This is a genomic window from Hymenobacter ginkgonis, from assembly GCF_009755225.1.
Lineage (GTDB): Bacteria > Bacteroidota > Bacteroidia > Cytophagales > Hymenobacteraceae > Hymenobacter > Hymenobacter ginkgonis.
On sequence record NZ_WQKZ01000001.1, the window covers coordinates 873643 to 889751 of the forward strand.

The following is a 16109-nucleotide window of genomic DNA, read 5'->3' on the forward strand; positions in this document are numbered from 1 at the left end:
GGCAGGCGCTAGAATTTGGCGTTCAGGTTGAGGCCGAACGTGCGCGACGGCGGCACGCCGCCCAGTTCCAGGCCCTGCGTAAAGGCATTGTAGCTGCCCTCGGGGTCGATGTTGTCGGTGAGGCGCCGGAAGAAAAACAGGTTGCGGGCCACCAGGCTCAGCGTCAGCCGCTGAATTTTGTTGCCAAACAGCGCGCTCGGAAACGAGTAGCCCAGGGTGATTTGCCGCAGCTTGATAAAGCTGGCATCCTGCACAAACTGGCTGCTCACGTTGTTGGCCAGCGTGCCGTAGTAGGTGGCGGCATCGAGCTTATCGGGGCCGAAAGTACCCTCGCGGTTGACCAGTGTTTCCTTGCGCAAGCCAAAAATGGTGGCGTAGTAGTCGGTGGCCGAGAAGATTTTGCCTCCAAACTTACCGTCAATCAGCACGCCCATGTTGAAGCGGCCCAGGGTAAAGTCGTTGCTCCAGCCCATCGTCCAGGGGTGGAAGGCGGTGCCGAAGGAAGTTAAGTTACCGCGCAGCGGCACGCCGTTGGTCGTTAGGGCAATCGAGCCGTCGGCGTTGCGGCTGTAGTCGTAGGCCAGCACCTGGCCAAACGGCTTGCCCACTTGCTGCCCCAAAAAGCCTACCCCCGAGCGGGAGGTGGCGTACACCGACTGCTGCTGGTCGGCGGCCAAGGACAGCACCGTGTTCTTGTTGTAGGCCGCGTTGAAGGAAGACGTCCAAGTGAAGGTGCTGGTTTTCACGGGTAAGATGGTCAGCAGCATCTCTACCCCCTTATTTTCCATCTCGCCGGCGTTCAGCACCGCGCCCGAGTAGCCGGAGGTGCCCGAGGCTGGGGTGTTCACGATTTCACCGGTCGATTTCTTTTTGTAGAACGTCAAATCCAGCCGCAAGCGGTTTTGGAGGAAGGCCAGCTCGGTGCCCACTTCCACTTCGCTGGCCCTAGAGGCGCGCAGGTTGCGGTTCGGAATGTTGGCATCAGAAGGCCCGCCGTAGGGTACGCCGTTGAGGGTAGTGGCCGACAGCGAGTAGTTGAGCTGGGTCTGGAAAGGCCCGGTAGCCTGGCCCACTTGCGAGTAGCCCGCCCGGATTTTACCAAACGACAGGATTTCCGGCTTCCACAGCTCCGAGAATACGAACGAGCCGCTCACGCCGGGGTAGGTGCTGCCCAGGTCATTGCTGACGCCTGGCGTGGCCAGCGACGAAAACCAGTCGCGCCGCACGGTACCCGTCAAATACAGAAATTCCTTGTAGGATAAATCCAGCGAGCCGTACACCGACTGCACTTCGAGGTCGGTGAAAATGGGCGTCACGGTCCGCGTTTTGGTGTTGCCGAGCGTGTTGATGCCGGCCACGGCAAAGTCGCTGCCCGAGTTAGAAAAACCGTCCTGCTTGGTGCGGCGGTAGCTAGCCCCCACGTTGGGCGTGAAGGTAAACGCCTCGCCCACGTGGAACGCCTTGCCCACCAGCCCATCGACGTTGAGGTCCGTAAACTGCGAAGTGATTTCCGTAATGCTGCCCAGCGGGCGGTAGGCCGTGCCCGAGGGCGTCACGGTGGTGAGGCGGTCGTTGTAGCCATCGCGCCCTACCCGCCCCTGAAAGAACAAGCCGTTGTCGAGGGTGTAGCGAGCCGTGATGTTGGAGAGCAAGCGCTCGCGCTTGGTGTTGCTTACAAACTGATAGGCTGCAAAATAGGGATTGGTATTGTAGAGGTTGCCCGAGTTGAAGGTGAACTCGTTGCCGTTGGCCAGGGTACCATTGCCGTTGGGGCCGCGCAGGTCGCGCACATCGAGGCTGGTAGGCAAAAAGGCCACGTTGAAGTTGGCATTGCCCGCACCGTCCGACAGGATGGGCCGGTTCCGGGCCTGCTCCAGAATGTAGTTGGCCCGCACGTCGATGGTCAGGTGCTTAAACGGGTCAAAAGTGCCCACCACGTTAAACGTCTGGCGGTCGAGGCGCGAGTTGGGTATCACGGCCTTATTGGCCAAGTCGCTGGCCGACAAGCGTACCGTGCCCCCCGTAAAGCTCTTGTTGAACGCAATAGTATTGGTGAGCGCCCCGCCCGTTTGGTAAAAGTTGCGCACGTTGTCGCGCTGCGCCGAGTAGGGCCGCAGGGTCCCGTCGAACTGCACCACTTGCGAGCCATCGAGCCGCCCGCCCCAACTAGAGTTGCCCGATTGGGCCGCGGCCGCCGCCGTGGTCGGCTTCGTGTTGTTGGCGCCCTGGCCGTAGTCGTACTGCCAATCGGTGAGGGTAAATACCCGCTGCACCACGTAGTTGCTGTTGAATTCGATGCCGTCGTTGCCCTTGGCGCTCTTGGTCGTTATCAAGATAACGCCGGCCTTGGCCCGGTAGCCGTACAGGGCCGAGGCGGCCGCACCCTTCAGCACCGAAATCGACTCAATGTCGTCGGGGTTGAGGTTGGAAATGGGGTCGCCGAAGTCGGGCGCGTTGTCGTACTGCCCGCCGCTGTTGCCAATGGTGGCCCCGGCGCCGCCGCTGGGCTGGCTTTCTACCGGCACCCCGTTGATGACGTAGAGCGGCTGGTTGGTTTGGTTGATGCTCGACACCCCCCGAATAATGACGTTGCTCGACGAGCCCGGCCCGCCGGCCGTGGAGTTCACGTTCAGGCCGGCCACCTTGCCCACCAAGGAGTTGGCGATGTTGGTTTCGCGGGCCACCGTGAGGCTGGGCCCCGCTATCTCCGTCACGGAGTAGCCGAGGGTTTTGCGCTCGCGCGAGATGTTCAGGGCCGTGACTACTACTTCGTCTAGCGCCTGGTTGCTCTCGCTCAAGGTTACGTTCACCACCGACCGGCCGCCTACCCGTACCCTTTGTGCATTGTAGCCAATCGACGAGAATACCAGCGTGGCCGTGTCGCCCACCGCCACCGAGTACGTTCCCTCCGCTGTGGTGCTGACGCCCAGCGTAGTGCCCCGCACCACCACCGTAGTGCCCGGCAGGCCGCTGCCCCTCTCATCGGTTACCCTACCGGTTACGGTGTGGGTTTGGGCCACCACCAAGCCGGGCAGGCAGAGCAGGGGTAGCAAAAGCCAAGTAGATTTTTCCATAAGCTTGCAAGGGATTGAGCGTGAAAAGAAACCAGACAACACCAACCGCCAGGCCAGCCCCCGCATCGCCGCGGGGGTGCTGGTTGCTAGGCGGGTAAGTAAGCAATCGAGAAATAAAAGCTATTCAGACAAAGCCCGGCCTAGCAAGAGGGGGTAGCCGGCTTTAATGCTTGGCAAACTGGTAGCGCCTGGGCTGGCCAGGGGCTGCGGCGGGTACTTGGCAAGGAGGACGGAATCAGTCAGGGCGGAGCAGTTGCTTCAACGCCTTGGCTACTGAAGGGCCACGCGCCCCGTTGGGGACGCGCTGGTTGGTAGGCCGGGTACTAGCCGGCGGCATTCGCTAGGCAGGCAGTCGAAAAGGGCCGGCTGCACCGGGTAGGGCAGGAGGGGTGTTTTGGCAATAACTGGTGCTCGTTCGCCACGCTACTGGGCTCAAACATACTGGTTTAACTGGTGTAAAACAAGTTGATGAAATAAAAATGTGTGCGCACACGCAAAAAAATACTAGTTGCCCACTACGGCCCTGCTTATCGAGGCTAGCGCACCGGCTGCCCGGCGCGGCCGTGCTGCGCTAGCACCCGGCCAATGGCGGCGAGCAGCGAGTTGGCGCCGGCAGCATCCTGCGTTAGTTCCCATATCATAATGCCACTGGCTTGGTCGAGTGCCAGCTGGGTTTTGCTGGCTATGGTGGCCAAGCCGTTGTAGCCTACACCGTCGAAGAAGTCGGCTTGCGGGTCGGCGCCCCGCGCCAGTAGCGCGGCAAATGACTCCTGGCTGGGCCGGCCGTAGAAGGGCACGCCCAGCACCGTCTTGCTGGCCGGTAAGCCGCGGCCTTGCCAATAAGCCAGGGTTTGGGCCGCATCGGCGTAGGTGGAGTGGGCGGGCGGCGGTGCATCGTAGGCCATAATATTCAGGAAATCAACGCTCTCGAAGACGCTGGGCAAAATGCCCGGCCCCGCCCAGGTGCCCCCGGCCACCGCCGCTGTAAGCAGGTGCCCGCGGCGGTGCAGCCGGGTAGCCAGCCGCTGCATCAGGGCGGCGTAGCCGGCCGCCGTGCGGGCGTCGGGGTGCTCCCAATCCATGTCCAGGCCGTCGAGGTGGTACTGCCGTACCAGCCGCAGCAGGTGGCGCACCAGCGCCCGCGAGCGGCCCGCATCGGCCCCAATGGCGTCGAAGGCGCTGTGGTCGCCGTCGTGCCAGCCGCCTATCGACACCAGCACCTGCACCCGGGCGGCGTGGGCCGCCGCCACCAGGCGGCGCAGCTTGGCGGGGTTTTCGAGGGGTTCGAGGCCGCCGGTGGCCGTGGGCTGCACAAAGGCGTAGTTGACGTGGGTGAGCTGGGCAAACTGGGTGCTATCGACGTCGCCGCGCCAAGAGGGCACGTAGCCCACCACCCGAAATTGGGCCCGCGCCACCCCGGGTACCACAAACGCCAGCCAGGCCAGCAGAAAACAGGTTGCGTTCATAGGTGGGGGTAGGAAGAGAGGTACCTAAAGCTGCGAGGGTATTACCAGTCGGCTGGCTCCCCTTTGCCAAAAGCGAGGGGGTAGGGCCCCACCTAGAGTAGCCAAAAACGGCCACTCAGGAAACGGGCACGGCGTAGCTCACCCGTCTGTTAGCCTGGTAGGCGTGGCCTTTCAGGGCAAAAAAGAGGATGTATAAGTAGCACGGAATCAGCAGCAAGTAGGCTTGTTGAAGACCCAGCCACTCGCCCAGCCGGCCGTAGAGGTAGGGCAGCACGGCCCCGCCCCCGATGCCCATTATCAGCAGGGCCGAGCCTTGTTCCGTGAGCCCGCCCAGCCCCCGGATGCTCAGTGGAAAAATGGCCGGCCACAGCAGTGAGTTGGCCAGCCCCAGCAGCGCCACCAGCAGCACCGAGGGGTAGCCGTGCGTAAACAAAATGCCCAGGGTAAGCCCTACCCCCACCAGGGCGCACAAGCGCAAAGCGGCCGCCTGGCTCAGGTACTTAGGGATGGCCAGCAGCCCCACCAAATAGCCCACCAGCATGGCCACGAGCGTGGCCGAAGTAAGGTTTTTGGCTACGTCCAGGCTGATGCCCTGCGCCCGGCCGTACTGAATAATGGTATCGCCGGCAATCACCTCTACCCCCACGCAGCAGAAAATAGCCAGCACCCCCAACCACAAATGCGGAAACTGCCAAATGCTCGGGGCTGGCTCGTCGGCCGCGAGCTGGCTGGCGGGGCTATGCAGCTCGATTTCGGGCAAACTCGACCGCCGCACCAGCACTGCCAGCAGCACCAGTGCGCCCGCCATGGCCAGGTACGGCACCACTACCCGGCCAGCCAGTTGCTGAAGCAGCGCCTCGCGCTGGGCGGGGGGTAGGGGGCTGGCCAGCTGGCTTTCGAGCGCGCTGGCGCCCCGCAGCACAATGGCCCCGATAATGAGTGGGCTCAGGGCGCCGGCCACCTTGTTGCAGATGCCCATGAGGCAGATGCGTCGGGCCGCACTCTCCAGCGGCCCCAAGATGCTGGCGTAGGGGTTAGAGGCCGTTTGCAGCAGCGCCAGCCCCGCGCCCTGCACAAATAGCCCCGCCAGAAACAGCCCAAACGAGCGCGCCTGCGCCGCTGGCACAAACACCAGGGCCCCCACGGCCATCACCACCAGCCCGAGCGCCATGCCGTTTTTGAAGCCCGTTTTTTGCAAAATCAGCGACGAAGGCAGGGCCAGCACCACGTAGGCAATGTAGAAGGCAAACGTCACCAGCAGCGCCTGCGAGTAGCGCAGCTCGCAGGCCAGCTTCAGGAAGGGAATCAGCGTGCCGTTGAGCCAAGTAATGAACCCAAAGATGAAGAACAGCGCCCCAATAATGACCAGGGGTGGGATGGGGGTGGGTCTGGGTTGGGTCATGGTCGTGCGCAGGGGGTAGGGTTAAAACCGGTAGCGCACAAACGCCTCAATCGCCTCGTATTCCACCAGGCCCAGCCGGTCGTAGAGCTTGGCCGTGGCGTGGTTGCGGTCTTCCGAGCGCTGCCAGAATTCGCGTTTGTCGTTGCCCGGAAACACGGCGCTATCCTTCTGGCTTTGGTGCTTAAAAATGGCCTTGCGCTTGCGCATCAGTTCCTCGGGGCTGATGGGCACGGCCATCTCGATATCCTCCACATCCCACTCCTGCCAGGCCCCGCGGTACAGCCACATGTAGCAGTCGTCTACCCATTCTTCGCGGCCCTTGAGGCGGGCCAGGGCCGCAAAAATGGCGTCCAGGCACACGCGGTGCGTGCCGTGGGGGTCGCGCAGGTCGCCGGCCGCAAAAATCTGGTGCGGCTTGATTTCCTGTAGAATAGCTATCGTTTCCTCAATGTCGGCCTCGCCCAGCGGCTTCTTTTTCACCTGCCCGGTTTCGTAAAACGGCATGTTCATAAAATGCACGTTGGCTTCCTGCACGCCGCAGTAGCGGCAGGCCGCCGCCGCCTCGCCCCGGCGAATAAGCGTCTTGATGTTTTGCACCAGCGCGCTGTCTTCTTCGCCCAGCTTTTTGTGGTGTAAAAACTCCACCACCTCGGCGTGCTCGCGGCGCATGTCGGCCACGCCTACCCCCGACTTTTCGGCAAAGCCCAGGGCGAAGTCCGCGAAGCGCCGCGCGTCGTCGTCAAACACGGCAATGTTGCCCGAGGTCTGGTAGGCCACGTGCACGTCGTGGCCCTGGTCTACGAGGCGCAGCAGTGTGCCGCCCATCGAAATCACGTCGTCGTCGGGGTGCGGCGAGAAAATGAGCACCCGCTTGTGGGCCGGCAGCGCCCGCTCGGGCCGCTGCGTGTCGTTCGAGTTGGGCTTGCCGCCCGGCCAGCCCGTAATGGTGCGCTGGATGAGGTTGAATATCCGCAGGTTAAGGTTGTAGGCATTGCCAGCCTGCACCAGCAAGTCGCTCAGGCCGCCATCCTTGTAGTCTTCGTCGGTGAGTTTGAGAATGGGCTTTTGCGTCTTCAAACTCAGCCAGAGCACCGCCCGCCGAATCAGGCTGTCGTCCCAGGTACACATGCCCACCAGCCAGGGCGTTTTGATGCGCGTCAGCTCCAGGGCCGCCCACTGGTCTACCACCACCTGCACCCGGGGGTGCAGCTGCAAAAACGTGGCTGGCACCTCGTCCGACACCCGGCCCTCCACGGTCTCGCGCAAGATTTTGGCCTTGCCCTCGCCCCAGGCCATCAGGATGATGCGCCGCGCCTTAAGAATGGTGCCCACGCCCATGGTTAGGGCCCGCAGCGGCACGTATTCTTCCTTGATAAAGTCCTTGGCCGCGTCCGTAATCGTCAAAGGGTCAAGCTTGACGAGGCGGGTAGGTGAACTGCTCGACGAGCCGGGCTCGTTGAAGCCAATGTGCCCCGTGCGGCCAATGCCCAGCAGCTGCAAATCGAGCCCGCCACATTCGTCAATTTGCTTTTCGTAGTTGCGGCAGTACTCCTTTATCTGCTCAATGGGCAGCGTACCGTCCGGGATATGCACGTTTTCCGGCCGAATATCGACGTGGTCGAACAGCTGCTCGTGCATGAAGTAGACGTAGCTCTGGAGCTCGTCGGGCTGCATAGGGTAGTACTCATCGAGGTTGAACGTCACCACGTTCTGAAAGCTCAAGCCTTCCTCGCGGTGCAGGCGAATCAGCTCTTGGTACACGCCGATAGGCGACGAGCCGGTGGCCAGGCCCAGCACGGCCAGCTTGCCCTTGCGCTGCTTGCTGCGAATCAACTCGGCAATTTCGTGGGCGATGCCAATAGCCCCCTCCCGCGCCTCTGCCACAATCGTGACCGGCAGCTTTTCGAAGGCAGTTTCAGGGTAATGCAGTACTTCCATAGCTGGCGTGTAGCGTGAAAGGTGGTAAAAGATTAAAAATCAGGTTGTAAAAACCGGGTGTAAATCTTCTGCTTTCTTGCCTGGGCATCGCACGCAGCTAGTAGCCTGCGGCAGATGCCGGCCCGTCGTATTCGACCAGCCCCAAGCGGGCCGGTAGCCCGCTTGGGGCTGGTGGTGCAATAGTATTTTTCTTATAAATTGCGCTTGTACTGCCTCAAACATAAGCAACTAACTGAGGTAAGTCAAGGGCCTTAATAAAAAAATGTGTGCGCACACGCAAAATATTCGCTTAGAGTGTGCGCGCACGCAATAAATTTTTTCTGCTAATTCTTCTATTCCTATCTTTGGCCCATAGGTAGCACTCAGGGAAGACGCACGCAGCCCAATCGTTTCCGAGGCCGGCTGCTGCTAGCTGGTTGCTCCGGGCGTAGGGCAGCTACCTGTAGGTAGTAGGCCGGGGTAGGCGGTCCCAACACTCGCTGCACTGGGGGGGCTGGTTTATCCCGGCTTCTTTCCGTAATACATTTGGCAAACTTTCACGGCAACGAGCACGGACGACACTCATGGGAAAAATTGCGGTGCGCATCAAGGATATAGCGGCCAAGGCCAACGTGTCGGTCGGCACCGTCGACCGGGTGCTGCACAACCGGGGGCGGGTGTCGGAGGAGGTGCGGCAGAAGGTGCTGCTCATGATGAAAGAGCTTGATTACGAGCCTAATATGATAGCCCGTACCCTGGGCTCGAACCGCACCTACCACCTGGCGGCCATCCAGCCCGACCACACCCTCGACCCCTACTGGCACGCCCCCTGGGAGGGCATCGAGAAGGCCGCCCGCGAGCTAAAGCAGTACGGCATCACGCTCACCGTTTATTCCTACGAGCTCACGCAGGTCGGCTCTTTTCGGGCGCAGGCCGAGGCCGCTACCCAGTCGCAGCCCGATGGCATCCTGATTGCACCGCTATTTTACCGCGAGTCGCTGGAGTTTTTTGAGCGGTGGCAGCAGCTAGACATTCCTTACGTGCTGTTCAATACCTACATCGCGGAGGTGCCGGCGCTCAGCTACGTGGGGCAGGACTCGTACCAGAGCGGCTTTTTGGCGGGTAAGCTAGTGCAGGTGGGGCAGGCGGGGCCGGGTACCTTCGTTATCGCGCACGTGGCCGAAGACATTGCCAACTCGGTGCACATCACCCAAAAAGAGCGAGGCTTCCGCGACTACTTCGCGCAGCTGGCCACCGCGCCAGAAAGCCTTGGGCTCGAGGCAGCCCCGCACCAAAGCCAGTACACCATCCTGAGCGTTGATTTGCCGCAGCCCGCCGACCCTTTATTTGCCCGGCAGCTGAGCCGGCTGCTCGATGAGGAGGCGACCGAGCTGAAAGGCATCTTCGTGAGCACTTCCAAGGCGTTTGAAATCGCGCCCTATCTACAGGCCTATCGCCGGGAAGATATCCGCTTGGTAGGCTACGACTTACTAGAAAAAAACCTGCACTTCCTCAACGAGGGCATCATTGATTTTTTAATCAACCAAAACCCTAAGAAGCAGGGCTACCGCGGGCTCTATGCCCTGGCCGACCTGCTGGTTTTTAAGAAGGAAGTGGCGCTGGTAAAGTATCTGCCGCTCGATATCATCACCAAGGAAAATCTACAGTACTACATCGCCAAGTAGGGGGTAGCTGTTATGGCCGCCGCCTACTTGACCGCTTGCTGCTTGCGACGCTCGCACCCGTTCTGGCGAGCACCTTATGCCTACCCCCCTCCGAATGGGAGAGGGGGTAGGGGTAGCAAATTTGGCTGCCTATGAATGGCTGATACGCTTTGCAATCTTCCTACCCCACCCTTGCTTGCTCGCTATGGTTACACAACTTCCGCCCGTGCTGCGCCGGGGCAACCTGCTGCTAGGTCTGGCCGCTGGCCTACTGCTGGTGCACGCCGCCGCCGCTCAAGAGCTTACTTCCTACGTCGACCCGCTGATTGGTACCGGCGGGCACGGGCACGTATTTGTGGGGGCCAATGTGCCCTTTGGCGCGGTGCAGTTGGGGCCGCAGAATATTTTTAAGGGCTGGGACTGGTGCTCGGGCTACCACTATTCCGATAGCCTGCTGACGGGTTTTTCGCACACCCACCTGAGTGGCACCGGCGCCTCCGACCTGGGCGATGTGCTAATTATGCCCTATACCGGCCCCCTCAAAACCGATAAGGGCCAGCAAAAAGCGCCCCACCAGGGCTACCTCTCGCGCTACTCGCACCAGCGCGAAACAGCCCAGCCCGGCTACTACGCCGTGACGCTTGACGACTACGGCATTCGGGCCGAGCTCACCAGTACCGAGCGCGTGGGCATGCACCGCTATACCTTTCCTAAAGAGGGCAAGCCCGCGCACGTCATCATCGACCTCAAGGAAGGCATCGACGACAAGGCTACCGATACGTACCTAGAGCAGGTTGATGCCCAGACGTTTATCGGCTACCGTTTCTCGCACGGCTGGGCCGACCACCAGCGGCTGTACTTCGCCATCAAGACTTCGGCACCGGTGCCGGCTTTCGCTCTCTACAACGAGGCGCAGGTGCTACCCGGCAAGTCGGGCAAGGGCGTGGCCATCAAGGGCGTGTTCACGTTTGCCAAGTCGCCGGGCACGCTGCAGCTGAAAGTCGGCATTTCGCCGGTTAGCGCGCAGAATGCGCTGGCGAACATTCGGGCCGAAATTCCGGGCTGGGACTTTGCGCAAGTGCAGCAAGCCGCCACGCAAAAGTGGAACCAGGAGCTGGGCAAGGTCACCATCGAAACGCCCGACCCGGCGGTGCGGCGCACCTTCTACACGGCGCTCTACCACGCGTGGTTTGCCCCGGCCTTATTCAACGACGCCAACCGCGACTACCGCGGCACCGATGGGCAAGTGTACCCTAAGGCGCCCTTCGCCAACTACACCACCTTCTCGCTCTGGGACACCTATCGCACCGAACATTCGCTCTTTACCCTGGCCCAGCCCGAGCGGGTGGGCGACATGATGCAGTCGATGCTGGCCATTGGCCGGCAGCAGGGCAAGCTGCCCATCTGGCACCTGATGGGCAACGAAACCAACACCATGGTGGGCTACAGCGCCGTGCCGGCCCTGGCCGAAGCCTACCTCAAAGGCACGCCCGGCCTCGATGGCCGCCAGGTGCTGGCCGCCATGAAAGCCGCCAGCACCCGCGACGACCAGGGGGTAGGGTACCTCAAAACCCTGGGGTTCATTCCAGCCGATAAGGAGGGCGAATCAGTGGCCAAGGCCATGGAATACGCCATCGACGACTGGAGCATTGCGCAGGTAGCTAAGAAGTTGGGCGAGCAGGCCGATTATAAAATGTATAGCGAGCGGGCCCGGTATTATCAGAAATACTTCGACCCGCACACGCGCTTTATGCGCGGCCTCACCTCAGACGGCAAGTTTCAGCTGCCCTTCGACCCCATCCAATCCATTCACCGCCAGAATAATTACACCGAGGGCAACGCCTGGCAGTACACTTGGCTGGTGCCGCACGACGTGCCGGGGCTGATAAAATTGTTTGGCAGCGACGCGGCTTTCGTTCAAAAGCTGGATAGCTTGTTTATTGTGCAGGGCAGCCTGGGCGAAAGCGCCTCGCCCGACATTTCGGGCCTCATCGGCATGTACGCCCACGGCAACGAGCCCAGCCACGCCACTACCTACCTCTACGCCTACGCCGGCCAGCAGTGGAAAACCGCCGAAAAGGTGCGCCAAGTACTGCGCGAGATGTACCGCGACCAGCCCGACGGCATCAGCGGCAACGAGGATTGCGGGCAGATGTCGGCCTGGTACATCCTCTCGGCGCTGGGTTTTTATCCGGTTAGCCCCAGCAGCGGCGCCTACGTGCTGGGCAGCCCGCTGGTAGACAAGGCTACTATTCGGCTGCCGCAGGGCAAGTCGTTTGTGATTGATGTGCAGCACAATAGCCCGCAAAACCTGTATATTCAGTCGGTCACCCTCAACGGCCAGCCCTACCCCAATAGCTACCTGTTGCACCGCGACATCGTGGCCGGCGGCACGCTGCAACTCACGATGGGCCCGCAGCCCAACCGGGCCTTCGGCGCGGCGCCAGCCAACCGGCCGCGCGAGGTCTACCCTTAGCAGGGGGGTAGGGAAAACTACTGCATGGCGGCCCCGCTTGCAACTGCCATTATATAAGGGGGCCTTAAAGCCTTTCAAACGTCCTGCTCATCTGGCGTCCGCTTGTCGAAGCAGCTCGTTCGCATCAGAAGAGTAGTAGTCCAACGAGGCGAGCGAGTTGCTTCGACAAGCGAACACCAGATAAGCAGGACGTTCTAATGAGTTTTGATAAAATTTCTCTACACTGTTTATGAGAAACTCAGTCGGCTTTTGGCAACTATTCCAGGCGAGCTTTTCGTGGGTGGGCGTCGCTAAAAGCGGTGTGGGCGCGGGGTGTCTGTTACTAGCGGCTCCGGTGCACGCGCAAGGCCTGTTTCGGGGGTTGGAAACGCTGTTCACGCCACCCAAGGGCTACGTGGTGCCGCATACTACCCAGGCCCTAACCCTAGACGGCAACCTCCAGGAACGCGATTGGCAGCAAGCCGCCTGGACCACCGACTTCGTTGATATTGAGGGCGCTGGCAAACCGCTCCCTACCCTGCGCACGCGCGCCAAGCTGCTGTGGAATGACTCTACCCTGTTCATTGCCGCCACCTTGCAGGAGCCGCAGCTCTGGGCCACCCAAACGCACCACGACGCTATTATCTTCAAAGACAATGATTTTGAGGTATTTATTGACCCCGATAACAATACGCACCAGTACTTCGAAATCGAGTTTAACCAGCTGAACCAGACGTTTGAGTTGTTTTTGCCCAAGCCCTACCGCAACGGCGGCGACGCGCTGGTGAGTTGGGACGCGGCGGGCCTGCGCGCGGGTATTAAGCTGGAAGGCACCCTCAACCACCCGCAGGACACCGACCAGGGCTGGACCTTGGAAATGGCCATTCCGCTGAAATCGCTGCGCATCGGCTACCCGTTTCGGGCGCCCACCGAGGGCACGTTGTGGCGCCTCAACTTTTCGCGGGTAGAGTGGGATACGGACGTTGTTAATGGCCAGATTAGCAAGCGAAAAGATGCTGCTGGCAAGGACTTACCCGAGCATAATTGGGTATGGTCGCCGCAGGGCGTTATCGACATGCACTACCCCGAGCGCTGGGGCTACTTGCAGTTTGCCCGCCAGGCGGGCACCCCCTTTCGGCTGCCGTATGCCGAGGCGCAGAAGCGCTATTTGTGGCTGGTGTACTACCGCCAGCAGCAGCACCGCGCCCGGGCTGGCCACTACGCCGCCACGCTGGCCGAGCTGGGCCTGCCGGCGCAGGTGCCCATCGAAAACTGCCCCAACCAACTGCTTCTGGAGGCCACGCCCAGCCAGTTTAGCGCTACTATTGCCGCGGCGGGCGGTCCCGTCATCCGCCTCAACCACGAAGGATTACTCGACTATCCCCAGCCATGACTAGTCGCCGACAATTCGTAAAAAACAGCGCCGTGGCGGGCTTATCTGCCGCCGTGCTGCCCCTGGGGGCGGCAGCGCCGGCCCCCGCCCGCCCTGCCCAGTGGAAGCATTGGGTGTGGACCAACCCCGACCCCCAGGACACCGACCAGCAGCTGGCCGAACGCTACCGCCAGTACTACGCGGCGGGCATCCGGGGGGTGTTTTTTGAGCGTGACAGCGAGCGCCACTGCCGCGCGGCCAAAGCCCAAAAGCTGGAAGCCCACCGCTGGATTTGGACCATGAACCGCGGCGAGAAAGCCCTGCTGGCCGCCCACCCCGAGTGGTACGCCGTGAGCCGCAAAGGCGAGTCGTGCGCTACCCACCCGCCCTACGTGGACTACTACCGCTGGCTGTGCCCTTCGCGCGAAGAAGTGCGGCAGTACCTAGAGCAGGACTACGCGGCGGCCCTGCAAAAGGACTACGTCGATGGTGCTCATCTAGACTACGTGCGGTTTTGCGACGTGATGCTGCCCGTCAACCTCTGGGATAAATACCACCTGGTGCAAACCAGCGAACTACCCGAGTATGACTTTTGCTACTGCGCGGTGTGCAAGGCCGCCTACCGCGCTGAGCACGGGGTAGACATCGACACCGTGCAGTTTCCGGAGGCTAGTCCTTCGTGGCGGCTATTTCGCTACCAGCGCGTCAACCAAGTGGTGGAGCGCCTGATGAAAGTGGCCCAGGCCCACCGCAAACCCCTGACTGCCGCCGTGTTTCCTACCCCCGATATGGCCCGCCGCAACGTGCGGCAAGACTGGGTAAACTGGTCCATCAGCGGCGTGTGCCCCATGATTTACCACGGCTTCTACCGCGAAAACATTGCCTGGATTGGCCAAGCCGTGGCCGAGGGTGTGCAAGCCCTGCACGGCAAATTTCCCCTGTACGCCGGCTTGTATTTGCCTGATTTTAAAGATGAAGCCGAAGTGCAGCAGGGTATTGAGCAGGCGCTGCGGCACGGAGCGGCGGGCGTGTCGCTGTTCGGCCAAGTCACCGATAGTACGCTCCAAGCTCTGCAACGCGCCACTGCCAACGTGCAGCGCACCGGTTGAGGGTAATTTGGGGGGTAGGCGCACCTTAACCGTAAACTTATTGCAGGCCCCTCATTTGGAGTCTAAAAGAACATCCGGCTGAGCTTGCCGAAGCAGCTCAGCCGGATGTTCTTTTTAAGCTTTTACTAGAATTCAAACACACGCGCAGCCCTTAGTAGCACCCAAAATTACGGCTTCCCTACCCCCAGCTTGCGCGCCAGCTGCGACACCTCCGGCACTAGCCCCGTGGCTAGCAGCCCAACCCCGTACAGCAGCGTGAGCACGCCACCGCGTAGCAGCAGCGTCAGCCAGATGCTGGCGAAGGGGGGTAGGGCCCACGCCACGGCCGCCGCCCCGCCGGCCAGCAGCAGTATGTAGGCAATGCGCCTGTCAAACGGCTGCCAGCCGTAGCTGTGCCACACAAACCACGTGCGCGCTAGGTTGATGCTGGCCAGCGCCAGCGCATTGGAAAGCGCCGCCCCGGTGAGGCCTAAGCGCGGGATAAGCAAGTAATTGAGCCCGATAATAAGGCTGGCCAGGCCCGCATTAAAGAGCAAATCGTAGCGGTAGCGCGGCGACGTGACCACGATGAGGCCGTTCACGCCCGAGATGCCGTCGGTGAGGCGCCCGGCCAGCAGTAGCAGCACCGCCACGGTGCCTGCCGCGTAGGCCGGCCGGTGAATGAGGGCGTAGATAAACGGCAAATTCAGCCCAATACCCAGCGCCAAGTAGCTGCCCAGCGCCGTATTGAGGCGCGTGGTGCGGCGGTAAAAATCGAGCATCTTATCGGTCGCGCCTTCCTTCCAGTATTCGGCAATAAGCGGGTGCGCCGTTTTGTACAAGGCCCGAAAAGGCACCGCCAGCGCCGTGCTGATATTGAGCGCAATACCATAAATGCCGGCATCGGCAAAGCTGTGCGAGCCCAGCATCAGCGAGTCGATGGTGACCAGCAGCGTGCCCGAAATATTGCCCAGCAGCGCAAAGCCGCCGAAACGTACCAATTCACCCATCGGCCGCACCCTTAGCACGGCCCGCGTGGGCCGCAAATGCAACTCACCAATGCTGGCCAGGTAGCCCAGCAGCAGCGCCGCAATGGCCGCGTAGCTCCCCAAGTAAGCCAGCACAAACCCGTCAAACGATAGGTAGCCCGTGCCATACAACAGCGCCGAGCCCACAATCAGCAGCCGCTGCAAAATATCGGTCAGAAACGACGAGAACGACGTGTGAAACAGCGACTTGGTATACGCCTCTAGTAGGTTATATAGCAAGATGCACAGCGCTAGCCCCAGCATGGCGCCGTAGTGCGGCCCCAGCAGCGCGGCGTCGTGGGCGTACCAGCGCAGCGCCAGCGGCCGGCCCAGCCACAGCACGCCCGCTACCACGCCAAACAGCGCCAGCGGCAGCCCCAGCAGCAGCGGCAAATACCCCGAATGCCCCGCCTCGCGGTTGCGGAAATACGGAAAATACCGCAGCGTCGTGTTCGTAAAGCCCAGCGCCGACACTAGCGCGCCCATCGTAGCCAGCGACACCAGCACCGATATCAGCCCGAGTTGCGCCGGCACCAGCAGCCGCGGCAGCACCAGCGTCGTATTCACGAAGCCAATACCTAACCCGACGTACGAAATAAATGTGTTGCGCAGCCCCTGCCGCCGAACGATACCCAATTCTTTA

Annotated in this window: 9 protein-coding genes; 4 read left to right on the forward strand and 5 right to left on the reverse strand. The window is 61.4% G+C overall.

What is annotated here, in order from left to right:
• Nucleotides 1-8: 8 nt before the first annotated feature.
• The 4 genes from GO988_RS03420 to nagB form a co-directional block, all read right to left on the reverse strand.
• Nucleotides 9-3074 carry a SusC/RagA family TonB-linked outer membrane protein gene (locus GO988_RS03420; protein ID WP_198172489.1) on the reverse strand — a complete coding sequence of 1022 codons (3066 nt, stop codon included), beginning with the start codon at nucleotides 3072-3074 and terminating at the stop codon, nucleotides 9-11.
• A gap of 536 nt (nucleotides 3075-3610) precedes the next feature.
• Entirely contained in the window at nucleotides 3611-4540 is a 930-nt protein-coding gene (locus GO988_RS03425; RefSeq protein WP_157562112.1) for a glycosyl hydrolase family 18 protein, read from the reverse strand.
• Between the two features lie 115 nt (nucleotides 4541-4655).
• Nucleotides 4656-5942: a sugar MFS transporter gene (locus GO988_RS03430; RefSeq protein ID WP_157562113.1), complete on the reverse strand. Its 1287-nt coding sequence runs from the start codon at nucleotides 5940-5942 to the stop codon at nucleotides 4656-4658.
• A 21-nt stretch (nucleotides 5943-5963) separates the two neighbouring features.
• On the reverse strand, nucleotides 5964-7880 hold the full coding sequence (nagB, locus tag GO988_RS03435) for a glucosamine-6-phosphate deaminase (RefSeq protein WP_157562114.1): 1917 nt from the start codon (nucleotides 7878-7880) through the stop codon (nucleotides 5964-5966).
• A gap of 563 nt (nucleotides 7881-8443) precedes the next feature.
• On the opposite strand from nagB, the gene GO988_RS03440 reads away from it, so the two are divergent.
• From GO988_RS03440 to GO988_RS03455, 4 genes are all read left to right on the forward strand, one after another.
• The gene (locus GO988_RS03440; RefSeq protein WP_157562115.1) at nucleotides 8444-9544 is read left to right on the forward strand and encodes a LacI family DNA-binding transcriptional regulator; all 1101 of its coding nucleotides are present in this window, start codon (nucleotides 8444-8446) and stop codon (nucleotides 9542-9544) included.
• A gap of 184 nt (nucleotides 9545-9728) precedes the next feature.
• A complete protein-coding gene (locus GO988_RS03445) occupies nucleotides 9729-11999 on the forward strand; it encodes a GH92 family glycosyl hydrolase (protein WP_157562116.1) in 2271 nt (756 codons plus the stop codon).
• 229 nt (nucleotides 12000-12228) lie between these two features.
• Nucleotides 12229-13371: a carbohydrate-binding family 9-like protein gene (locus GO988_RS03450; protein WP_157562117.1), complete on the forward strand. Its 1143-nt coding sequence runs from the start codon at nucleotides 12229-12231 to the stop codon at nucleotides 13369-13371.
• Nucleotides 13368-14459, forward strand: a complete 1092-nt coding sequence (locus GO988_RS03455; RefSeq protein ID WP_157562118.1) for a family 10 glycosylhydrolase — start codon at nucleotides 13368-13370, stop codon at nucleotides 14457-14459. The genes GO988_RS03450 and GO988_RS03455 overlap by 4 nt, the downstream gene beginning before the upstream one ends.
• Nucleotides 14460-14626: 167 nt before the next feature.
• Here the strand turns inward: GO988_RS03455 and GO988_RS03460 are convergent, their stop codons facing one another.
• Nucleotides 14627-16102 carry a lipopolysaccharide biosynthesis protein gene (locus GO988_RS03460; RefSeq protein WP_157562119.1) on the reverse strand — a complete coding sequence of 492 codons (1476 nt, stop codon included), beginning with the start codon at nucleotides 16100-16102 and terminating at the stop codon, nucleotides 14627-14629.
• Nucleotides 16103-16109: the final 7 nt, after the last annotated feature.